General features: G+C 73.7%; 14 protein-coding genes. 6 read left to right on the top strand and 8 right to left on the bottom strand.

What is annotated here, in order from left to right; all coding sequences use genetic code 11:
• Positions 1–144: 144 nt before the first annotated feature.
• Both ABIE39_RS15770 and ABIE39_RS15765 read right to left on the bottom strand, forming a co-directional pair.
• Positions 145–1,458 (bottom strand): ABC transporter substrate-binding protein, encoded by a 1,314-nt coding sequence (locus tag ABIE39_RS15770; RefSeq protein ID WP_209829309.1) that lies wholly within the window; start codon positions 1,456–1,458, stop codon positions 145–147.
• Positions 1,459–1,545: 87 nt separating this feature from the next.
• Positions 1,546–3,495, bottom strand: a complete 1,950-nt coding sequence (locus tag ABIE39_RS15765) for a DUF2264 domain-containing protein (protein ID WP_354052488.1) — start codon at positions 3,493–3,495, stop codon at positions 1,546–1,548.
• 263 nt (positions 3,496–3,758) lie between these two features.
• On the opposite strand from ABIE39_RS15765, the gene ABIE39_RS15760 reads away from it, so the two are divergent.
• Together ABIE39_RS15760 and ABIE39_RS15755 are read left to right on the top strand one after the other, a co-directional pair.
• Entirely contained in the window at positions 3,759–5,801 is a 2,043-nt protein-coding gene (locus ABIE39_RS15760) for a heparinase II/III domain-containing protein (protein WP_209829307.1), read from the top strand.
• The gene (locus tag ABIE39_RS15755) at positions 5,798–6,895 is read left to right on the top strand and encodes a substrate-binding domain-containing protein (protein WP_255437310.1); all 1,098 of its coding nucleotides are present in this window, start codon (positions 5,798–5,800) and stop codon (positions 6,893–6,895) included. Before ABIE39_RS15760 ends, ABIE39_RS15755 begins: the two co-directional genes overlap by 4 nt.
• A 135-nt stretch (positions 6,896–7,030) precedes the next feature.
• Here the strand turns inward: ABIE39_RS15755 and ABIE39_RS15750 are convergent, their stop codons facing one another.
• The 3 genes from ABIE39_RS15750 to ABIE39_RS15740 all read right to left on the bottom strand — a co-directional run bounded on the left by ABIE39_RS15750 (position 7,031) and on the right by ABIE39_RS15740 (position 14,783).
• A complete protein-coding gene (locus ABIE39_RS15750; RefSeq protein WP_354052485.1) occupies positions 7,031–10,909 on the bottom strand; it encodes a hypothetical protein in 3,879 nt (1,292 codons plus the stop codon).
• A gap of 94 nt (positions 10,910–11,003) precedes the next feature.
• Positions 11,004–13,445: a glycoside hydrolase family 43 protein gene (locus ABIE39_RS15745; RefSeq protein ID WP_354052483.1), complete on the bottom strand. Its 2,442-nt coding sequence runs from the start codon at positions 13,443–13,445 to the stop codon at positions 11,004–11,006.
• 465 nt (positions 13,446–13,910) lie between these two features.
• A complete protein-coding gene (locus ABIE39_RS15740; protein ID WP_175009452.1) occupies positions 13,911–14,783 on the bottom strand; it encodes an oxidoreductase in 873 nt (290 codons plus the stop codon).
• A 134-nt stretch (positions 14,784–14,917) separates the two neighbouring features.
• Here ABIE39_RS15740 and ABIE39_RS15735 point away from each other — a divergent pair, with 134 nt between their 5' ends.
• Together ABIE39_RS15735 and ABIE39_RS15730 are read left to right on the top strand one after the other, a co-directional pair.
• Complete coding sequence (locus ABIE39_RS15735; RefSeq protein ID WP_354052481.1) at positions 14,918–15,343, top strand: winged helix-turn-helix transcriptional regulator; 426 nt, start codon at positions 14,918–14,920, stop codon at positions 15,341–15,343.
• Between the two features lie 118 nt (positions 15,344–15,461).
• On the top strand, positions 15,462–17,417 hold the full coding sequence (locus ABIE39_RS15730; protein ID WP_354052479.1) for a glucoamylase family protein: 1,956 nt from the start codon (positions 15,462–15,464) through the stop codon (positions 17,415–17,417).
• A 37-nt stretch (positions 17,418–17,454) separates the two neighbouring features.
• Here ABIE39_RS15730 and ABIE39_RS15725 read toward each other — a convergent pair whose 3' ends face one another.
• The 3 genes from ABIE39_RS15725 to ABIE39_RS15715 are packed head-to-tail and all read right to left on the bottom strand — an operon-like array spanning position 17,455 to position 20,074.
• Positions 17,455–18,471 carry a LacI family DNA-binding transcriptional regulator gene (locus ABIE39_RS15725; protein ID WP_354052477.1) on the bottom strand — a complete coding sequence of 339 codons (1,017 nt, stop codon included), beginning with the start codon at positions 18,469–18,471 and terminating at the stop codon, positions 17,455–17,457.
• Complete coding sequence (locus ABIE39_RS15720) at positions 18,468–19,127, bottom strand: hypothetical protein (RefSeq protein ID WP_175009456.1); 660 nt, start codon at positions 19,125–19,127, stop codon at positions 18,468–18,470. The genes ABIE39_RS15725 and ABIE39_RS15720 overlap by 4 nt, the downstream gene beginning before the upstream one ends.
• Positions 19,124–20,074, bottom strand: coding sequence for a sugar-binding transcriptional regulator (locus ABIE39_RS15715; protein ID WP_167405690.1), 951 nt, complete (start codon positions 20,072–20,074; stop codon positions 19,124–19,126). The genes ABIE39_RS15720 and ABIE39_RS15715 overlap by 4 nt, the downstream gene beginning before the upstream one ends.
• A gap of 151 nt (positions 20,075–20,225) precedes the next feature.
• Between ABIE39_RS15715 and ABIE39_RS15710 the strand changes: the two genes are divergently transcribed.
• The gene (locus ABIE39_RS15710) at positions 20,226–21,230 is read left to right on the top strand and encodes an ABC transporter permease (RefSeq protein ID WP_354052474.1); all 1,005 of its coding nucleotides are present in this window, start codon (positions 20,226–20,228) and stop codon (positions 21,228–21,230) included.
• A gap of 23 nt (positions 21,231–21,253) precedes the next feature.
• Positions 21,254–22,264, top strand: a complete 1,011-nt coding sequence (locus tag ABIE39_RS15705) for a substrate-binding domain-containing protein (RefSeq protein ID WP_074803940.1) — start codon at positions 21,254–21,256, stop codon at positions 22,262–22,264.
• Position 22,265: the final 1 nt, after the last annotated feature.

Here is a 22,265-nt window from a genome sequence, read left to right as displayed (position 1 = left end):
GGGGGGGGGGGGGGGGGCGGGCGGGGGCGGCGCGGGGGGCGCGGGGGGGGCGGGGGGGGGGCGCGGGGGGGGGGGGGGGGGTGGTGGTGGGGGGGGGGGGGGGGGGGGGGGCGGGGCGGGGGGGCGGGCCCACCACGGTCGGCGTCAGCTGAGGCCGGCCTCGCTCTGGGCCCGCTTCCCGGCCTCCTCGATCGCGGCGTCGACGGCGGTCGAGCCGGACATCACGGCCGAGTGGAGGTCGTTGAGGATGTTCTGGACGATGGCCGTCTGGGCCGCCACCGGGTTCTCGGGGCGCGTGTCGTGCGTCGAGAACGCGAACTTCGACAGGTCGTCGCCGGGCACGCCCTCGAGCGCGAAGAACGTCTCGGTGACGGTGTCGTTGGTGAGCGCCGGGGTGATGCCGATCTCGGCGAGCGCGTTCGCGCCCTCCTCGCCGGCGGCGAACCGGAGGAAGTCCTTCGCAGCGCCGATCTTCGCCTCGTCGGTCTTGGGGTTGATGCCGAGGCCGGTCGGGTCGCCGAACGTCACCGGCGTGCTGTCGGTGCCGGTCGTCGAGGCGTCGGCCTGCGGGATCGGCGCGATGCCCCACTCGAAGTCGTTGGCCTCGCCCGACGCCTGCTGCGCGATGAGGGTCGCGGTGTACCACGTGCCCATGGGCAGCATGGCGGCCTTCTGGAGGCCGAACTCGCCCTGGTAGGTCAGGGTGTTCGTCGTGATCGTGCCGAAGTCGGCCTGCGCGCCGGCGTCCTGGAGCGCGAGCGCGCGCTCGTAGAAGGGCGCGAGGTACGCGTAGTCGCCCGAGAGGAGGTCCGCGTCCTCGCCCTGGGCCAGGGCGAAGCCCTGGACCGTCGACTGCCAGTTGTGCAGGTACGTGCCCTTGACGCCGTCCGCGGAGAGCGCCTCGGTGATGTCCTGCGCGGCCGTGCCGTAGTCCTCCCACGTCCACGAGCCGTCGGGTTCGGCGACGCCCGCCTGCGCGAAGAGGTCCTTGTCGTAGTACAGGACCCAGGAGTCCTGGCGGTACGGCACGGCGTACGACTTGCCGTCCTCGGCCTCGTACTGGTCGAGACCGCCGGTCGCCGGGTCGAGCTCGCCCACGACGTCGGAGACGTCGAGGAGCTGCTGGCCGTTCGAGTACGTCACGAAGTCCTTGAGGTTCTTCAGGACGTACACGTCAGGAGCGGTCCCCGCGGCGAGGTCGGCGGTCATCGCCGTGGCGTAGTCGTTGCCCGCGGGGTACTCGACGACCTCGACGGTCACCTCGGGGTTGGCCTCGTGGTAGGCGTCGGCCAGCGTCTGGAACTCGGGCGTGGAGTCGAGGCTCCACCCGGCGAGCGTGAGGGTGACGGGACCGTCGGCGGTGGTCTCCTCGCCGCCGCCGGTCCCCCCGCCGCAGGCCGTCAGGGTCAGGGCGATCGCGGCGGTGGCGCCGATCGCGATCGGGGTGGTGCGCTTCATCCCTTGCTCTCCTTCGAGTTCGGCGGCCCGACGTCGGGCCTGGTCCCGCCCGGCTCCTGTCGCCGGGTCGGGGTCGTTCGGGGTGGGTCAGGGCAGGTCGGTGAGGGTGCGTTCGCCGTCCGGCCAGTGCACGACGACAGCTCGGCCTGCCGCCGCGAGCTCGGGTGCCGGCATCGTGCGGCGCGGTACCGAGGGGTAGGTGTCGCGGGGCGGTCCCGCGAGGGTGAGGAGCACCGCGCGCCAGCGCCCGGGCTCGACGGGCAGGTCGACGACGTCGACCGCGGACTCCTCGCCGAGCGGCGAGGCGCCGGTGCGCCGCTCGCGCCCGGTCGCGGCGGTTCCCTCCCCGAGCACCGCGAGCTCGGCGACGAGGCCGTCGCCGGGGACGACGGGCCAGCCGCCGACGCGCAGGTGCAGGGCGGCGGCGTCGACGCCGTCCGCGAGCTCGTCGACGCGCACGAGCCGGACCTCCCAGGGGCCGCGCACGAGCGAGACGACCGTGAGGGTGCCCGCATCGGTCGCGGTGCCGGGCAGCCCGGAGCCGTGGTCGCGCCCGTCCGTGTCGGCGTCCAGCCAGTGCGCGCGCGCCACGGAGCCGGACACGCCGACGGGCTCCTGGTCCGCGCGGGACTCGACGCGCGTGCCGAGCACGCGCCAGCCGGTGCGGTGCGTGGCCCGGCCGCGGGCATCGACGAGCGTGACGCTCTGGTCGACGGGCGAGACCCGGCTCGCGGGGTCCGACCAGGGCGCGGTCGCGGTCGAGTAGGCGAGTCGTGCGTAGAGCGGGGAGTCGCCGACGCGGTCGCCCTCGCGGGCGTGGTCGGTGCCGTGGTTGACGACGCGCACGACGCCGTCGGCGCGCGTCCCGCTCACGAGCCAGCCCGGGGCTGCCACGGCGCGCAGCACGTCGCCGCGCTCGACCGGCAGCGGCTCCTCGGGTGCTGTCCAGACGGGGTGGTCGGCCGGCAGCGCGAGCCCGAGCAGGCCCTTGCTCGCCCAGTAGGGCGACCCGGGACCGGTGTACGACTGCGAGATCGGCGCCCACTCGTGGTGCCAGCCCTGGGTGAGCAGGCCGCGGTCGTCGGGGGCGCCGTGGCGCACGAAGTGGTCGACGACGCCCGACGCGGCCCGGCGCAGCAGCCCGAGGGAGTGCGAGGGCACGTCAGCGATCGCGCCGACCCAGAACGGGGCGGCGGCGGCGAACCGGTAGGTGAGGGAGCGGCCCTGCAGGAGCGGCGACCCGTCGGCGCCGACGAGCGCGAGCGCGTCGTCGAGGAAGCGGTCGAGGAGCTGCACGTCGCGCTCGCGGCGCGGGGCGGCGAGGTCCTGCGCGCCGCGCATGCGTGCCCACAGCGTGGGGTACAGGTGCAGGGCCCACCCGTTGTAGTGGTCGTAGGACCGCTCGTCGCCGTCCGCGAGCCAGGCGTCGGCCCGGACGAACGTGTCGTGCGTCGCGAGGTCCTCGGTCATCTCGTCGAGCGAGTGCGGGCCGCCCACGGAGCGCAGGAACGACTGCACGACGAGCCGGAACCACACCCAGTTGATGCGCGGGTAGGTGTCGTCGCCGACGGCCTCGGCGAGGTAGTCGACGAGCTGCTCCTGCACGAGCGGCGACAGGCCGTCCCAGACCCACTCGCGCGTGAGGTCGAGCACGAGGGCGAGCGAGGCGGCCTCGACCTTGGCCTGCGCGTGCTCGGACAGGCGCAGCCACCGGTCGGGGGCGTGCGGGTCGGAGCCGGCGGCGAGACCCTGGGCGTACCACTCGGCGTACCCGTGCGGGTCGGCGCCGCGCTCGCCGGCGAGGCGGAACCCCGCGAGCAGGAACGTGCGGGCGAAGCCCTCGAGGCCGTCGACCGCGCGCCCGTACCCGCCCTCGGGGCCGGGCAGCGTGATGCGGGCGTGGCCCGGTGAGGCGTAGGGGAGGACGGACGCGAGCAGGTGGTCGCCGAACGCCGCCCAGCGCGCACGGTCCCACCCGGTGAGGGGGCTCGTGGCGAGCGGCGCGGTCGGCTGCGACCGCGTGCTCTCGAACGTCATCGTGTCCTCCGTCGTGCTCCGCGCCTCCGTGCGCGGCGGCTGTGCAGGGTCGGTGACGCGACTCACGTTGTGCGATCACTCACCGAACATGTTCGGAGTCAATCGTTCACAAACGGACGCTGTCAAGCGCGTGTCGATTCTGTTATGATCGGTTCTGATCGTTATAGCGCTCGTGATGCGCAGGACACGCCACCTCGTCCGGCACTCACCTGCGAGGACGCCGGGAGTCCCGGGGTCCGGTGCCACCACCTCGACGGAGAGAGATGCCCACGCCCTTCACCGGCCCGCTCGCCGCGACCTTCGCCGCCCGGACGGGCGACCCCGTCGAGCGCGCCGCCTCGCTCGCGTCCCTGCTCGCCGACCCCGCGTGCGCCCTGCCCGTCCCGCCCGCGTCCGACCGCTCGGTGTGGTCCCCGGAGGAGGGGCGCGTCGACCGCGAGACGGTCGCGGCGGTGCTCGCGCGCGCACGGGTCGACCTCGGGACGCCGTGGCCGCTGCCGTCGGCGAGCACCGCCGCGCGCCTGCACCGCGACGGCGACCGGACCGCCCACGAGGAGCTCGTGCACTCCCGGCAGCAGCGGTTGTCGCGCGCCGTCGTCGCGGCGGCGGTCACGTGCGAGGACGCCTGGGTCGACGAGGTCGCCGACGGCGTCTGGGCCCTGTGCGAGCAGTCCTCCTGGTGCTGGCCCGCGCACGACGACGCGTGGGCGACGCGCGGCTGGGTCGTGCCCGACCTGGACCGTCCGTACCTGGACCTGGGGGCGGGCGAGGTCGTCGGCCAGCTCGCGTGGGCCGACCACGTGCTCGGAGACCTGCTCGACGCGCGCTACCCGGGCCTGCGCGCCCGCGTGCGCGCCGAGGCCCGCCGGCGCGTCGTCGAGCCGTTCCTCGAGCGGCGAGACTGGCACTGGATCGGGCTCGACGGCGACGTGCACAACTGGAACCCCTGGATCCACGGCAACGTGCTCGTCGCCGCGCTGCGCCTGCTCGACGACCCTTCCGACGCCGGGCTGCGCGCGCACGTCGTGGACCTCGCGATCGAAGGGCTGGACCGCTACGTCGCGGTCCTGCCGGACGACGGCGCGATCGACGAGGGCTACGAGTACTGGTGGAACGGGGCGTGCCGCGCGCTGGAGGCGCTGGACGTGCTCGCGCACGCGACGGGAGGTGCCCTCGACGCGCTCGACCCCGCCGCGCCCGTGCCGGCGCTGCGCGCGACGGTCGCGTTCCCCCACCGCATGCACCTCGGCGGCGACTGGTACCTCGACCTCGCCGACGGGCGTGCGCGCCCGCCGGCCGAGCAGCCGTGGCACGCGCTGCACCGGGCCGCGCGGAGGGTCGGCGACGAGGACGCGCGGCGCCACGCCGCGTCCTACCGCGTGCCGGGCGCGCCCGTCGCGGACGAGACCGCAGGCCTCGCGCGCCTCCTGCGTGCCCTGACCGACGACGAGTGGCTCGCCGCCGAGCCCGGCGCGGCACCCCTGCCGCGCGACGTGTGGCTCCCCTCGACGCAGGTGCTCCTCGCCCGCGAGGAGGTCGGCAGCGCCCGCGGTCTCACGCTCGCGGTCAAGGGCGGGCACAACGGTGAGCACCACAACCACAACGACGTCGGGTCGTTCGTCGTCGCGTCAGACGGTGTGCCCGTCCTCGTCGACGCGGGTCGGCCCACGTACACGGCCCAGACGTTCGGCCCCGACCGCTACGCGATCTGGACCATGCAGAGCTCGTGGCACAACGTGCCGGAGGTCGCGGGCACGCCGCAGGAGGCAGGTGCCGGGTTCGCCGCGCGCGACGTCGTCGCGGGCGACGGCGAGCTGTCGCTCGACCTCGCGGGCGCGTACCCGGTCGGAGGGCTCGGGTCGTGGCGCCGGGCCGCGCGGCTCGAGCGCTCCGGCGGCCCGGCCCGCGTCGTCGTCGACGACGCGTGGGACCTCGGCGCGGCCGCGCCCGCCGCCGCCGTCGTGCACCTCGTGCTCGCGGGTGACGTGACGACCTCGCCGGGCGCGGCGCGCGTCGTGCCGCTCGACGGCGCGACGCCGGTCGTCGTGCGCTGGCCGGCGGACGTCCCCGTCGAGGAGACCGTGCGGGTGCTCGACGACCCGATGCTCGGCGGCGTCTGGGGCGAGCGCCTGACGCGCCTCGCGCTCGACGTGACCGGGCGCGAGAGCCTGCGGCTCGTCGTCGCGCAGGACGACACGCCGGGGACCGCGGCGCGCAGGACTCCCGCGCAGGACGCGGCGAGCGGCATCATCGACCCGACCGACGGCACCGACGCCGCCGGGGACACCCAGGAGGGGGCACCGTGACCACCGAGGATGTGCAGCGGGCACCGCTCGCCGCGGAGCGACGGGCGCACCTGCTCGCGTCGCTCGAGCGCGACGGCGTCGTCCGTGTCGCGGACCTGACGGACGAGCTGGGCGTGACCGCCGTGACCGTCCGCCGCGACATCGCCCAGCTCGAGCGCGAAGGGCTGCTGGCCCGCGTGCACGGCGGCGCGGTGCCGGTCGACGGCAAGGAGGACGCGCCCGAGCGCAAGCCGACCGCGACGATCGGGGTGCTCGTGCCGTCGCTCGACTACTACTGGCCGGGCGTGGTGCGCGGCATGGAGGCCGAGGCGCGTCGGCACGGCCTGCGCGTCGTGCTGCGGGGGTCGTCCTACGAGGCGGCCGACGAACGTCCCGCGCTCGAGCGTCTCGTCGCGGCGGAGAACCTGCGCGGCCTCGTCCTCGCGCCCCGCACGGACAGCCCGCACGCGCAGGAGCTCGTGCAGTGGCTCGCGCGGACCGAGGTCCCCTCCGTGCTCGTCGAGCGCGAGGCTGCGCTCGCCCCGCACCGCGAGGCGCTCGAGTCCGTCGTCTCCGACCACGCGCTCGGGGCGCTCATGGCGGTGCACCACCTCGCCGACCTCGGGCACCGGCGCGTCGGGCTCGTCATCTCTCGGCAGTCCCCGACGTCGCGCAAGATCGCGGCCGGATGGCGCGCGGCGTGCGCGGACCTCGGCCTGTCGTCGGAGGAGCACTTCGAGCGGTTGGCCCCGGACCGCCACCGCCCCGAGTTCGCCCAGGCGATCGCGGAGGTCGTCGACACGGCCGTCGCGTCCGGCACGACGGCGCTGCTCGCGCACTCGGACCCCGAGGCGTTCGCGATCGTGCAGAACGCGCAGGACCGCGGCCTGGCGGTCCCGGGCGACCTGTCCGTCGTCGCGTACGACGACGAGGTCGCCGGGCTCTTCAGCCCGGCCCTCACGGCGGTGCGCCCACCGCGCGCCGCCGTCGGGCACGCCGCCGTCGACCTGCTCGCGAAGCGTCTCGCCGACCCGTCGCGTCCCGTCCACCGGATCGCGATCAGCCCGAAGCTCGTCGTGCGGGAGTCGACCGGACCGGTCACGCCGCGCGGCTGAAGGACGACCGCGACCGCCCGACCCGCTCCGGCCGCAGACCCGTGAGACGGCTCACCCCCCGCACCGCGGGGGTGCGAGGGGTGAGCCGCATCGGACGGGGTCCGTGCCGGGCCCCCGCGGGGGCCGGAGGCAGGTTCAGCAGGCGGGCGCCGGGTGGGCGACCTCCTCGACGCTCTCGCGGTCGTCGCCGCCTGCCGTGCGGGCGGTCACGGTCACGGTGCCCTCGGCGGGCGTCGTCCGCACGGCGAACGACTGGTACGCGCTCTTGCCGGGTGCGACGTCCGTGAACGACTTCGACCCGTAGGCGGTCTCGACGTCGACGTCCAGCGCGACGTCGTCGTCGTTCGTCACGCGCACCGCGAGGTACGGCTTGCCCGCGAGGCAGCGCGTCTCGACGACCGCGGTCGTGGCGACCCCGAGGTCGTCCTCCTCGCCCGCGACGGCGACCCAGGAGAGGACCGGTGCCTCGGTGCCGCCGTCGTTCGCCACGGAGTACGTGACGACGGTCTCCTCGGTGAGCGTGAACTCGCCCGAGAGCACCTGAGAGCGCCCGAGGCTGCCGTGGGGGAACGCGACCTTGCCCACGGGCACGGTGACGGCCTGGCCGTCGGTCTCGGTCCACGAGACCGAGGTCTGCATGTTCCGGGCCTTGCCGCTGCCGACGTTCCACCACTCGGTGTGGCCCGAGGACACGGTGTACGTGCCTGCGGGGAGCGTGAACCGGTACTGCAGGGGCGTGCTCGCACCCGAGGTGTACCAGCCGGTCTCGCGCGTCTTGTCGTACGGGGTCTGGTTGAGCAGGCCCTTCGCGGAGTAGCTCGCGACCCGGCCCCAGCCGCGGTCGGCCGACCACGCGGCGTCGGCCTCGGCGTTGCGCAACGTGGCGCCGCCGGCCTCGACGTGGCCTTGCACGGCACCGAACGCCGAGGACGCGGGGACCGCGGGGGCGTTGGCGTCGACGAAGTACTGGACGCCGTCCGGCACGACCTCGACCTGGGCGGAGACGGCGAGCGACTCGTTGTCGACGAAGGTCCCGGTGACGGTCGCCATCGCGTACGGCGTGTCGAACGCGCCCGCGGGGACGAACCACTCGACGGGGGCGTCGATCGTCGTGCCGGCCTGCGACGTCGCGCGGACGGTGGCCGGCAGCTCCGGCTTCTCGCCGACCGCGGTCGCGAGACGCGCGACGGGCGTCGCGACGGTGACCGGCGTGGTCTCCGGGTCGGTGACGACCGGGTCTCCGCCACCGACGAGCACGTCGACGCCGTCGAGCGTGAACGTGCCGCTGCGTACCGTGACGGTCACGGTGTGCGTCGTCGACCCGTCGAGCCCGCGCTGCCAGTACGACGTCTGGCGGTCGCCGGTCGATCCGACGTCCACCGTGCGCACCGGCTCCTCGTCGACCGCGACGTCGAGCGTCGCGGCGCCGGTCGCGCCGAAGAGGTTGAACCCGGTGCCCTCGACCTCGAAGACGGCCGAGCGTCCCGTGGACAGCACGTGCTGCGTGCGGTTGAGGTGCGCGTATCCGGCCTGCGTGAACGAGAAGCCGTCGGGGTAGGAGATGCGCGAGTCCGCGTCGTCGATCTTCGCCGACTCCCACGCCTGGCCCTCGATCGGGGTGATCGCCAGGTCGTCGTACTCGGTGTTGTAGTAGCCGCTGACGAGGGACACGCGGCCCGTGAGGACCGGGTTGGTGCTCGCGTCGACGTACCGCGCGAGCGGCTCGCCGTCGAGCGTCACGGTGATGACGGTGTCGCGGGCCTCGACGGACAGCGCGTGCCAGGCGTCGGGGTCGAACCCGGCGATGGTCCCGGACGCGACCGCGGTGCCGAGCTTGCGCAGCTGCCACGACCCGTCGGCGTGCACGCGCACGGCGTAGGTCGCGAGGTCCTCGCCCGTGGGCAGGAGCTGGCGCACGCCGAGGCCCGCGAAGTTCGCGAGCGACGCGTCGCGCACCTGGGTGTCGAGGCGGAAGTCGACCGACGCCGTGTAGTTCGCCCACGAGTGGTCGCCCAGCACGGTGGCCGGGGGAGCGGTGGACGGGCGGTCCTGCGCGTGGCTGCCCCAGACGTCCCACGTGAACCCGCGGTTCTCGGCGTGGATCTTCTGCACGAGCACGTTGCCGCGCTCGCCCTCGCGCTCCTCGACCTCGAACGCGCCGTTCTGGTCGGCCGTGTACCGTGGAGAGCCGCCGCGGCGCTCGACGTAGCCCATCGACGTGCCGTTGACGTCGGCTGCCGGGTAGTCGGCGTACTCGAAGTCGTCCGTGTACGGCAGCCCGAGCACCGTGTCCTGCGCCGGGGAGGCGTAGTCCGTGCGGTCGTAGGCCTGCGTCGTGCCGTCGACGCCGAGCGGCAGCGTCGAGAGCGTCTGGATCGAGTACGGCGCGATCTCGACCTGGTAGACCGCGTACTCGGTGCCGTCGACCGTCTCCGTGCGCACGGGCTCGACGTAGCCGGTCGGCCGCAGCCAGTTGGCGTCGTACTCCTCGCCCGCGTCGGGGCCGCGCGTCTCCCACACGGTGAGCGGACGCGGCTCGCCGAGGTTCGCGACCTTGACCTCGAAGTGGCGTGCGGTCTTGGTGTTGTTCGCGTGCACCTGCGTGTAGTCGGGCTCGCCGCCGTCCGCGGCGGGCGTGCGCAGCGTCATGTAGGTGCGGGTCGAGGTGTCGACGTTCGTGCCGCCGTCGCCCTTCGTCCCGTCGCCGTACGTGGCGCCCTCGACGTACTCCCAGCCCGTCTCGGCGAACTGGTGGAAGTGGCGCACGAGCGCGACGCCGACGCCGCCCTCGTAGTACCCGGACCACGGGTCGGACGCGCGGACCAGGTGCTTGGGCGAGTACTGCGTGCCCTCGTACATCGCGCTCACCGCGGGCTGGAAGAGGAACGACGTCATGTGCGCCGGGTCGTCGCCCGCGCCGCTCCAGCGGTACGCGTTGATGAACCGGTCGGCGATGTCGACGGCGCCCACGGTGCCGCCGAGACCGCCACGGGCCGGGTCGGCGTTGATGCGGTACTCGGGGTCGATCATCGGGGCGACACCCTCGGAGTACAGCACCTCCATGCCGTGCTCCTTGTTGAGCCGCGTGAGGTTCGGCCCGCCCGCGATGTCGTAGTGGTAGCCGATCGCGTCGACCTGTTCGAGCACGGCCGGGCTCGCGAGGATGGCCGCGGCGACGGGCTCGACGTTGCGGTACGTGTCGAGCGCCACGATCTTGATGTTGCCGTAGTCGTAGCGCGCGTCCTCGGCCTCGGCGTCCTCCTCGAGGCGCTCGGCGAAGTCGACCACCCAGGCGAGCTCGGGCGCGATCGACGCCTGGCGGAAGCTGCCGCCGACCTCGTTCTGCGACGGGGACAGGTAGTCGAGCTCGACGCCGTACGTGTCGTACGCGGCGTCGATCGTCTCCTTGTACCACTGGTAGCGCAGGTCGGGGTCGGTCTTCGTCCACGAGGGCTCGCCCCAGCGCAGGGCCTCGGTCTCGATGTCCGGGTTGATCGACAGCGCGTCGGCGATGAAGTGGAACCCGGCGCCGCGCAGCACGTTGGCGGGCTCGTCGGCGCTGCGCTTCGTCGCGGGCTCGGTGCCGGAGGACGTGTTGTTGTCCGCGCCGAGCTCGACCTTGATGTGCTTGAGGCCGGCGCCCGTCTCCGGGTCGAAGATGAGGCGCATGATGCGCCAGTACGCCTCGGGGTTCTCCTCCTTGTAGTCGAGCAGGAGGTTGCCCGTGTTGTTGCACGACACGGAGCCGAAGCCGCCGAACACGTTGTACGGCGTGCCGTCCGCGCGACGCTCGACGTCCTCGCCGTCGACGAGGATCTGCTTCCAGTCGATCGAGGGGTCGTCGAAGCGCAGCTCCGGCAGGTCTGCGGGGAGCGCGGCGGTGGCGGCGGGCGCGTCCGGCGCGGACGCCGCGGGGGCGGCGGCGGCGAGACCGGTGACGGCGAGCGCGAGCGCGGTCGTCACGGCCGTCGCCGTGCGCCCGCGCCCGCGGCCGGGCGGTGCGTGGAGTCTCATGGGTCTGCCTTCCTGCCGCCGTCGTCGGCGGCGCGTGGGGGACGGGCGCGGAGCCGGGCCGGCGCGGTGCGCCGGCCCGGGCCCGCGGTGAGGCTCAGCCGCAGCTCGCGGCAGAGGTCGTGAGGTCGTGCCGCGCGTCGACGCGCTCTCCGTCGACGACGGCGCTCGCGGTGACGCTCACCTCGTGCGCGCCCGTGCTCGGAGCGCGCGCGGCGAACGACTGGTACGCGTTCTTCCCGGGCGCGACGGCGGCGACCGTGCGGGAGCCGAACGGCGTCGTGAGGGTCACGTCGACCGGCACCGTGTCGTCGTTCGTCGCGCGCACCGCGACGTACGCCGAGCCGGCGAGGCAGCGCACCTCGGCGTCCGTGCTCACCGCGAGGGCGGGCGCCGTGGCGGGGGCGGTGCCCGGGATCGTCAGCTCGCTGATCTTCAGGTACGACCCGGGCGTGTCGAACGTCAGGCGCAGCGCGTCCGTCGTCACCGCGTCGAACGAGACCGTGGTGCGCGACCCGTTCGGTCCCGGCCCGACGGCGCTCGCGGTCGTGGGCAGCCACGTGCCGTCCGCGTCGCGGTGCTCGACCGTGACGCCCGTGATCGTGCCCTCGGTGTTGGTGAGGTGCACGGCGTCGACCGACCACGGCTGCGCGGCGGCCACGGTGAACGTCACGCGGTCCTTCTTCCCCGTGCCGCCGGCCCACGTGGACCACGCGGTCGCGAGGTTGCCGTCGCACGCGAGGGCGGCGGGCATCGTGCCCCACTCGGTCTGGTGGAACGATGCGCTCACCGTCGTGCCGGGCTCGCGGCACACGTCGACGGGGCCGTCCACCTCGACGGTCGCCGTGACGTAGCGGCCCGCGAGCGGGCCGTCGCCGGCGACGTGCCCGACGAGCGCGTGCGTGCCCTTCGCGGCGAACGCGGCGTCGAGGCTCGTCGTGCTCCAGCCGGCGGTGAGGCCGTCGTAGCGGGTGCCGTCGACCGTGACGTCGAACGTCGGGTCGAACGCGTCGCGCTCGTCGACGTGCGCGGTGAACTCCCAGGGCTCCACAGGCTCGAGCGGGTGGAACAGCGTCGTGTTCGCGGGGTCCCACGAGCCGACGTTCTCGACCGTGACCTGGCCGTCGCGCACCTGGATGGGCGCCCACACGTAGCGCGACCGCTCGCCCGCGGAACCGTTGGGCTCGGTGATCCAGCGGTCGCCCATGTAGGCGAACCGGCCGGCCTCCTGGTCGAGCGCGATGACGAACGTCGGCTGGGAGTCGAAGCACTCCACCGGGTCGGCGTTCCCGACGCCGGTGCGCGCCGGGTCGCCGACGCACGGGTTACCGAGCCGCTCCCACTGGCCCGTCGCCGGGTGGCGGTCGCCGTTCCCGACGACGGCCTCGGTCGGTGTGATCATCGACCGGGACCGGTAGGCGACGACGGGCGTGGACGCCCAACCGTCCGTGCCGGACGTGAGCATGTAGTACCAGCCGTCGTGCTTGAAGACGCTCGACGCCTCGCGCGAGAAGTCCGGCAGCACGCGGTTCGAGAAGTCCTGGCCGAGCACGGCGTCGCTGCCCGTCTCGAGCGGCCCCGTGTACTCGGCGTTGAGCCGCGAGACATACATCCACTTGTTCATCTCGGAGGAGTAGACCGCGTAGGCGTCGTCGGCGACCGCGTCGACCGCGTGCTCGCCCGCATCCTGGAAGATCGTCATGTCGCGCGAGTCGCCCTCGCGGCCCGCGTTCGGCACGCCCGGCGCCCAGTTCATCTTCGTGGTGTTGACGAGCTTGAACGGGCCCCACGGGGTGTCCGACGTCGCGAAGCCGATCTCGGCGCGCGAGTACCGCGATCCGACGTTCTGGTTCGTGGGGTCGCCGCCTCCGCGGACCCAGCGCACGAGGTCCGCGTTGTCCGCGAGCGGCCCGTCCGCGTGGTAGATGACGACGAACTTCTTCGTCCTCGCGTTCCAGAGCATCTTGGGACGCTCCATGATGTTGACGTTGCCGTTGAGGCGGTACGACGCGTTCGACAGCGCGGCCTCGTCGTACGTCGCGGCCACGCCCGCGGCCTCGTCGGCCCACGTCTCGACGTAGGGGGCGACGAAGTCCTTCGCGGCATCGATCTGCGTCTGCGTGGACGTGGCGTCGGGCGCGGTCTTGTTCGCGACCTCCTTGAGCGCGTCCAGCTTGGCCGGGTCCACCTCGACCGACGTCCCGGCGGCGTCCACGCGGAGCGTGAAGTGCTGGTGGCTGGGCAGGACGCGGCCCATGTCGTGCCACGTCACGAGGTCGGTGGACCAGTAGCCGCGCACGCCGTCGACGGGGCGCGTGGCGTTCGTCTTGTCCTCGCCGTACCAGAGGTGGACCTCCTGATCGGTCGTCCCGTCGCCGGTGATGTCGAGACCGACCTCGGCCTCGTCGACCGTGACGACCGAGCCGCCGTGGGCCTTGATCGTCTCGCCGTCCGCGTCGCGCCACGCCGAGCCGTCCGGTGCGGGGACCGTGCCGACGGCGGTCGTCGCTGACGGCGCCGCCGGGTCCGCCTCAGTCACGACGCCCAGGGCGGTCGCCGCGCGAGGACCTGTCACCGTGGGCGAGGCGGTCGCGGGCCCGGTGGCGACGCTGAGCGTGCCACCGAGGGCGAGGGCGAGGGCGATCGCGGTAGCGAGAGCGGGGGCGCGGCGCCGGCGGCGACGCGGTGGTCGGTCGTCGATCGGTCCGGCGGCAGCAACGGGCACGAGGATCTCCTTCGATCATTCGGTGCTCGCACGTGACGATCTCCGGTGATCGTTTCTGTTTGTTCACGTGCTACAACGTTCGTTCATGTCCGAAAGTAGAGGTCGTTCCGGGGAGAATCAACAGCGCCGGTAACGTGAACGGAAACGAACAACCGAGCCGTGGCCGCTCGACGCGCAGCGTCGTCGTCCGCGGACGAGGGCCTCCACCACCCCCTCCCCAGGGCGTGCCCGGCAGGTCCGAGCGGCGGGCGCGGTGCGCGCGCCCGCCGGGTCGTGGAGTCAGCGACCGATGGTGTCGAGCTCGGCGACGTCCTCCGTCGAGAGCGCCAGCGCCGCTCCGGCGAGGTTCTCGCGCAGGTGCGCCACCCGGGAGGTCCCGGGGATGAGGAGGATGTTCGACGAGCGTCGCACGAGCCAGGCGAGGGCGACGGACATCGGGGTGGCGTGCAGTCGCGCTGCCACGGCCGAGAGGGCGCCTGCCTGCAGGGGACTGAAGCCTCCCAGGGGAAAGAACGGGACGTAGGCGACGCCGTCCGCGGCGAGGTCGTCGATCAGCCGGTCGTCCCCGCGGTGGGCGAGGTTGTACAAGTTCTGGACGCACACGATCGGCGCGACCGCACGGGCTTCGGCGACCTGCTCGGCGGTGACGTTGCTGACGCCGAGCCGTCGGACGAGCCCCTGCTGCTGGAGCTCGACGAGCGTCTCCATCGCCTCGGTGATCGGACCGGGCTGCGGCCCGTGGGCATCGCCCATGCGCAGGTTCACCAGGTCGAGGTGCTCCACGCCGAGGGACTCGAGGTTCTCTCTCACCTGACGGCGCAGGTCAGCCGGCGTGCGGGCGGTGGGCCAGCCGCCCTCGGCGTCGCGGTCTGCCCCGACCTTGGTCGAGATCAGCACCGACTCCGGGTAGGGATGCAGCGCCTCGCGGATCAGCTCGTTGGTCACGCGCGGCCCGTAGGCGCCGCTGGTGTCGATGTGGGTGATCCCTTGGTCGACGACATCGCGCAGTACCGCGATCGCGCCGTCCCGATCCGTGGGCGGCCCCATCACCCCGGGTCCGGCGAGCTGCATCGCCCCGTACCCGAAGCGGGTGACGGTGCGTCCGCCGAGGTCCCAGGTCCCCCCGGGGAGCGTGGTCGTGTGCGTGGTCATCTCGTCATGCCTCTCGTGTGCGTGGTTCATGAGGCTGGTGCTCCACCTCGTCGTGCACGAGCATGAGAGAGCAGCTCTCCGCAAGGAAGTACGCACTCCGAAGTGCGTTACCTCCCCGACGAACGGCGACACCCATGGCGACGCAGACCGCAGCCGAACGGCGTGCCCGAGCCAGGAGCGCCTACGACGCGTTCCTGGCCGCCTGCCCGAGCCGTCAGCTCCTGGACAGGCTCTCCGACAAGTGGGTCGTCCTGGTTCTGTGCGCCCTGGGCGGCGACGGCCCCGGCGGCGACGGGGAGCCGATCTCGCTGCGCTACTCCGAGCTGTCGCGCCTGATCGCGGGAGTGAGCCAGAAGATGCTCACCCAGACCCTCCGCTCTCTCGAGCGCGACGGGATGCTCACGCGCACCGTGACCCCGACGGTCCCCGTCACGGTCGACTACAGGCTCACCGATCTCGGTCTCTCGCTCCACCGGACCACGCGCGAGCTCAGGGCCTGGGCGCAGGACAACATGGACGCGGTGCACGCCAGCCGTAGCCGGTACGACACGAACGGCTGACGAGATCCGCGGTGATGGCGCCGGCCCGTTGACCGTCCCTGCCGACCGGGCTACTCTCTCGGCCCCCATTCGGAAAGTTCGGCCGAAATTTCGGGGCCGCGACACGAAGGAGTGCCTGATGGATGGATCGACCGACCGCGCGTGCGAGGGAACGCGGCGCCGACGCGGGGCGACGGGACTCGTCGCGGGCGGGCTCGTCGGCGGGCTGGCGCTCGCGGCCGGCCTCGCCGTCCCCGCCGCGGCCGAGAGCGTCCCGGTCGCACCCGACGACGCCCCGCGCGCGGCGCAGAGCGTCCCCGGGGAGGGGGCGCCCGCCGTCGGGCAGCCTGCCCTGACGGGTGCGCAGCGCGCGACGCTGGAGGCGTACCTGGAGGACACGTATACCTCGTTGGAGGCCATGACCGACGAGGAGACCGGCCTGCCCGCGGACAACATCGAGGGTGACCTGGACCCGGCGTCGAGCAGTGCGTACACGTCGCCGACGAACATCGGCGGCTGGCTGTGGTCCACCGTCGTGGCGCGCGACCTGGGCCTGCTCGACGAGGCCGAGGCGCGCGACCGCCTCGCGACGACGATCGACACGGTCGCGTCGCTCGACCGGCACGACGCGAGCGGCATGTTCTACAACTGGTACGACCCCGCGACGGGCGACCGGGTGGAGACGTGGCCCGACGACGGCAACCCGGTGCACCAGTTCCTCAGCTCGGTGGACAACGGCTGGCTGGCCGCGGGCCTGCGCGTCGTCGCGGAGGCGGAGCCGAGCCTCGCGGACGAGGCGCTGGCCGTCTACGACGGCATGCACTTCGGCGCGTTCTACAACGCGGAGGCGCGGCCGGACCTCGGCGTCGGGCTGCTGCGCGGCGGGTTCTGGGACGAGGAGCCGCCCGGGTGCTCGGTCGCCGGCGACTACCTCGGCACGGGCACGGACGTGTACTACACGTGCCACCACTACGACACGACGGTCTCGGAGACGCGCATCGCGACCTACCTCGGCATCGCCGAGGGCGAGGTGCCGCCGGAGGCCTACTACGCGAGCCACCGCACGTTCCCGGACACGTGCGACTGGTCGTGGCAGGAGCAGAAGCCGATCGGCGAGACGCGCGAGCACCTGGGCGTCCCGGTCTTCGAGGGGGCGTACCGCTACCGCGACCTCGCGGTCGTGCCGGGCTGGGGCGGCTCGATGTTCGAGGCGCTCATGCCGGACATGCTCGTCCCCGAGGCCGAGTGGGGCCCGACGTCGTGGGGCGTCAACCACCCGCTCGTCGTCCGGGCGCACAAGGAGCACGGTCTCGACGAGGCCGGCTACGGGGCCTGGGGCTTCTCGCCCGCGAGCAACCCCTTCGGCGGCTACGCGGAGTACGGCGTCGACGCGATCGGCCTGCGCTCCGACGGCTACCTGTCCGACGGCGAGACCGACGTCGACCTCGGCTTCGAGGGCTGCCGCGAGGCCACGAACCCCGCGCCGGAGTTCGGTGACGGCGTCGTGACGCCGCACGCGTCGTTCCTCGGGCTCGCGTACGACACCGAGGGCGTGCTCGACAACCTGGCCCACCTTGCCGACGACCTCGGCGCGTACGGGCCGGGCGGGTTCTACGACTCCGTCGCGGTCCGCTCGGGCACGGTCGCCGAGCGCTACCTGTCGCTCGACCAGGCGATGATCGTCGCCGCGATCGGCAACGTCCTCGACGACTCGCGCCTCAAGGACTACTTCGTCGACGACCAGCTCGAGGACGCGCTGCGCCCGCTCATGGAGGCGGAGACGTTCTCGGCGGCGGCCGACCTCACGCCCGGCGTCGGCGCCGACGTCGAGGTCGAGGCGCGCTGCCTGGGGAACCGGGCGGCCGTGGCGGTGCGCGCCACCAGCACGTCCGACGGCCGCACGACCGTGGAGCTCGCCACCCCGTACGGGACGCGGTCGTACGACGACGTCGCCCCGCACCGCAGCACGTACCGGGCGTTCTCGGCGCGCACGGCGGAGATCCCGTCGGGCACCGCGACCGTGACGGTCACGTCCGACGACGGCGCGACCGTCCAGGAGCTGCCCTACCGCTACGCGGGGGTCTCCTGCGGCTGACCGCCCCGCACCGCGGCCGACCGCCGCGCCGCGCGCGTCAGGCGCGCGGCGCGGCGGTCGACGCGCGCACGACGAGGCTCGTCGCGAGCTCGGTGCGCAGCGTGCGGCCGCTCGCGGTGCGCGCCCGGTGCACGAGCGCGACGGCCGAGGCGCCCATCTCGACGAGCGGCTGGCGCACCGTGGTGAGCGGGGGGTCGGTCCAGGGCGCGACGGGCAGGTCGTCGAACCCGACGAGCGAGACGTCGTCCGGCACGGACCGCCCCGCCTCGCGGAGCGCCCGCAGCGCACCGAGCGCGGTGTCGTCGCTGCACGCGAAGACCGCCGTCGGGGGGTCGTCGAGGGCGAGCAGCCGCTGCGTCTCCTCGTAGCCGGCGGCGACCCCGTAGGTGCTGAGGCGCACGAGGTCGTCGTCGACGGGTACGTCCGCCTGGATGAGCGCGGCGCGGTAGCCCGCGAGGCGGGCGAGCGCGTTGTCCTGCTCGGGGACGCCCGTGATCGTCGCGATCCGCCGGTGCCCCAGGGCGAGCAGGTGCGCCGTCGCCTCCAGCGCGCCCTGGAAGTTGGCCGCGCCGACGCTGAGCACGTCCTCGGGCGGACGGCGGCGCGGGTCGACGACGACGAGCGGCACCCCGGCCGTGGCGAGGGCGGCGCGCGCCTCGGCGTCGGGCACGGCGACGACGCTCACGAGACCGTCCGTGCCCCGCGCGAGCGCGTGCCGGACCCACGCGCCGCAGTCGTCGGGGTCCAGCTCGACGGACAGCACGACGTCGAGCCCGAGGCGCCGCGCCTCGGCGACCGCGCCGCGCACGACCGCCTCGGACCACGGCCCCTCGAAGTCGACGATGCGGACGTCGACGAGCCCGGTCCGCCGGGACGTGGGGGGCCGGATCTCGTAGCCGTGCCGGCGCAGCACGCCCGCGACGCGTTCGCGCGTCGCCGCCGAGACGTCCGGGCGCGCGTTGAGCACCTTCGACACCGTGGGGACGGACACCCCGGCGTCGGCCGCGACCTGCGCCAGCGGGACGCTCCGGCGACCCGGGCGCGCGGCGGTCATCGGGACCCGTCGCGGCAGTCCTGACGGGCGGTCCCCGTCGCGCGTGCCGCCGACAGCCAGCCCCGCGGGTCCTCGCTCGCGACGAGGTCGGTGCCGGACACGAGCCAGGTGGCCCCGGCGTCGAGCGCGCGGGGAGCGATCTCGCGCGTGACGCCGCCGTCCAGGCCGACGTCGTGACCCGCGCCGACGACCTGCTGGACGGTGGTGAGCGCGTCGACCTGGAACGCCGAGCCGGCCTCGCCGGGCGTGATCGACATGACGAGGACGTCCGTCCCGGGCTCGACGGACGGCACGCCGGTACCGGGCGAGAGCGCGACCCCGGCGCGAGCGCCCCGGGCGCGGACCCGGTCGAGGGCGGCACGCCAGTCGCGCGTCCCGGCGTGCACGACGACGAGCTCGCAGAAGTCGGCCCAGCGGTCGACCTCGCGGAGCGGCTCCTCGACCATGAGGTGCGCCTCGGCGGCGAGCCCGCTGCCGGCCGTCACCTCCGCCGCCTCTGCCGCGGTGAAACCTCCCGCCGCGGCGAAGCGCCCGTCGGTGTGGTCCCAGTGGACGGCGCGGAGCCCGGCGCGGGCCAGCCGGTCGGCCTCGGCGGCGACGCGGTCACGCGGCGTCGACCAGAAGGACGCCGCGACGCGGGTGCGGGCCGCGCTCATCGCCCGGCACCGCGCGTGACGGGCGGGAGCTCGAGCAGGGCCTCGGCGCACCGCTGCTCGGTGACGAGCGCGGAGACGAGGCCGGACCGGGTCACCGCGTGCACGGCGGCAGCCTTCTCGTGCTCGGCGGCGACGGCGATCACCTGGGGCACCCGCGCGAGCTGGCGTGCGGAGATCGACAGGCACCGCTCGGCGAAGTCGGGCACGAGGTCGCCCTCGGCGGTGAGGAGGATGCCCGCGATCTCGGCGCGGACCCCGCGTGCCGTGAGGTCGTCCCGCTCGTCGCGCCCGAGGACCTCGCGGAGCTGGGAGATCGGCGGGTCCCACGAGCCGATCGCCACGACGGCGACGTCGACCCGGTCGAACAGCGAGAGCGCGCGGGCGATGTCGGGCTGGCGGCGCAGCGTGGCGGCGGTGGCGGCGTCCTCGACGACCAGGGGCGCGAAGATCGCGTGGGCGTCCCCGCCGGAGCGCAGCGAGACGCGACGGATCACCTCGACGGGGGAGTCGGACAGGTCGGAGCCGACCGCACCGGTGAGCTGCACGACGGTGACCGGGGGCAGCGCGGTGAGACGCTCTGTCATCGCCGTGAGCGTGCGCCCCCACGCGAAGCCGAGGGTGTTCCCGGGGCGCAGCGACCGGGTGAGGAGCTCCGCGGCGGCGGCGCCGACGTCCTCGCGGAGCTCGGCGATCGTCTCGCGCCCCTGGACGACGAGGCACTCGTCGAGGCCGAGGTGCGTGCGCAGGCGTGCCGAGAGGGTGGGGTCGACGACGCCGGCGTCGTCGACGGTGATCGTCACGATCCCGGTGGCGAGGGCCTGCTCCAGCATGCGGGCGACCTTGAAGCGGGAGATCGCGAGCTCCTCCGCGATCTCGACCTTGGAGGCCGAGTCCACGTAGTAGCGGCGTGCCACGTGCGCGAGCTCGTGGCGTGAGAAGTCCGTCATGTCCCTCATTCTTGCTCATCTGAGCGTCCAGTTGCACACATGTTATCGATCCGTGATCGGGGCGTGTTGCCCGCTCTGCCCGCTGCTCCATAGTATCGCCATACGAGCAATCGCGTGCTCATATGAGCACCCGCAAGGAGGCGAGAAGTACATGTCGCGACGACGCGTCCCCGACGAGGTCGGGATCGCGGGGATCTTGATCCTCGTGGTGGTGGTGATGAGCCTGCTGTCCCCGAACTTCCGCACCGCCGGGAACTTCGAGGTGCTGCTCCTGAACGGTGCGGTGGTCGCGCTGCTCGCCCTGGGCCAGACCTTCGTGCTCCTCACCGGGGGCATCGACCTCTCGACGGGGTCCAACCTGGCCCTCACGGGCATGGCGGCCGCCCTGGGGATGCAGGCCGGCCTCCCGTGGTGGGCCGCCACCCTCCTCGCGCTCGCCGTCGGCGTCGTCGTGGGCCTGGTCAACGGCGTCTTCGTGCACTACCTCCGGCTTCCCCCGTTCATCGCGACGTTCTCGATGTTCGGCATCGCCGGCAGCATCCCGATGATCCTCACGGGGGCGGCGTCGGTCACGGTGCGGGACCCGATGTTCGCGTTCCTCGGCCGCGGCAGCGTCTTCGGGATCCCGACGCCGATCCTCGTGGTGGCGTTCGTCGCCGTCGTCTTCAGCGTCCTCCTGGCGCGCACGAGCACCGGCGTCCACATCTACGCGCTCGGCGGCAACAAGGAGACGGCGCGCCTGGCGGGCATCCACACCGGGCGCACGACGCTCTTCGTCTACGCGGTCTCCGGCCTGTGCGCCGCGCTCGCGGGCGTCGTGACGACCTCGCGCCTCATGGTCGGCTACCCGTCCGCGGGATCGGGCAACGAGCTGTTCTACTCGATCGCCGCCGCCGTGGTCGGCGGGGTGAGCCTGTTCGGCGGGGTCGGCTCGATCGGGGGCGCCCTGCTCGGCGCGGTCCTCATCGCGACCGTCTCGAACGGCATGAACGTCGTCGGCGTGGACAGCTTCTGGCAGCCCCTCGTCATCGGCGTGATCATCCTCGCCGGCGTCAGCCTCGACACCTACCGCCGCTCGCTCTCGACCACCGGAGGCAGGGGCAGGCTCCTGCTCCAGCTCCTCTCACCACGCCGCGCCTCGCGCGCCACGTCCTGACCCACCGCTCGAAGGAGAGTTCCATGCGACGCACGACCATCCTCTCGGCCCTCGCCGTGACCGCCCTCGCCCTCACGGGCGCCTGCTCCGCCGTCGACACCGGCACGGGGACGGGGAGCACGGGCGGGAGCGGCTCGACCGACCAGGCCGAGACCACGCTGCCCGCGTCCTGCGACGGGGACGACCCATACGTCGCGGTCAGCCTGCCGAACCTCACCAACCCGTACTACGTGGCGATGAAGAAGGGCTTCGAGGACGGCGGTGCCGCCAACGGGTTCGACGTCGAGGTCCAGGTCGCGAACGACGACGACGCCCAGCAGCTCGCCCAGGTCGAGGCCATGCTGCAGAAGGACCCCTGCGCCCTCGCGCTCAACCCGGTGAAGTCGGAGCCCGCCGCCGGGATCGTCAAGGCGGCGAACGACGCGGGCGTCCCGGTGTTCACGGTGAACGTCATCGTCGACGAGGACGCCCTGGCCGCCCAGGGGGCGACGATCGTCCAGTACCTCGGCGCGGACAACGAGGCGGGCGGGCGGGCCATGGGCGAGCAGGTCCTCGCGGACCTCGGCGCGGACGCCGCGCTCAGCATCGGCTTCATCACCGAGCCCGACGAGCGCCCGGTCGTCATCCGCGACGAGGGCTTCACCGACGCGGTGTCGGCCAACCCGAACGCGGAGGTCGTCGCCAAGGTCGACGGCAACGTCAAGCCCGACGACTCGCTGCGCGTCACGGGCGAGATGCTCCAGGGCAACCAGGACGTCAACGTCATCTGGGCCTCGACCGGACCGGCCGTGTACGGGGCGCTGCAGGCCCTGGGCAACCGCACCGACGTCGCGCTCTACGGGTTCTGCGCGTCCGAGGAGCCGCTCACCGAGGTGTACCGCGGCTGCGTCGCGCAGGAGCCGGAGAGCTACGGCACGCAGGTGACCGAGCAGATCCGCGCGTACGTCGACGGCGAGGACGTCGAGCCGGAGATCCTCCTGCCGCTCAAGGCGTTCACCGTCGGCGAGACCCCTGCGCCGGGGGAGGTCGGCTGAC

This window comes from Cellulosimicrobium sp. 4261 (assembly GCF_040546915.1).
Taxonomy (GTDB): Bacteria; Actinomycetota; Actinomycetes; order Actinomycetales; family Cellulomonadaceae; genus Cellulosimicrobium; species Cellulosimicrobium cinnabarinum.
The sequence above is the reverse complement of the archived record's forward strand: the minus strand, read 5'-3'. Positions and strand labels throughout refer to the sequence as shown.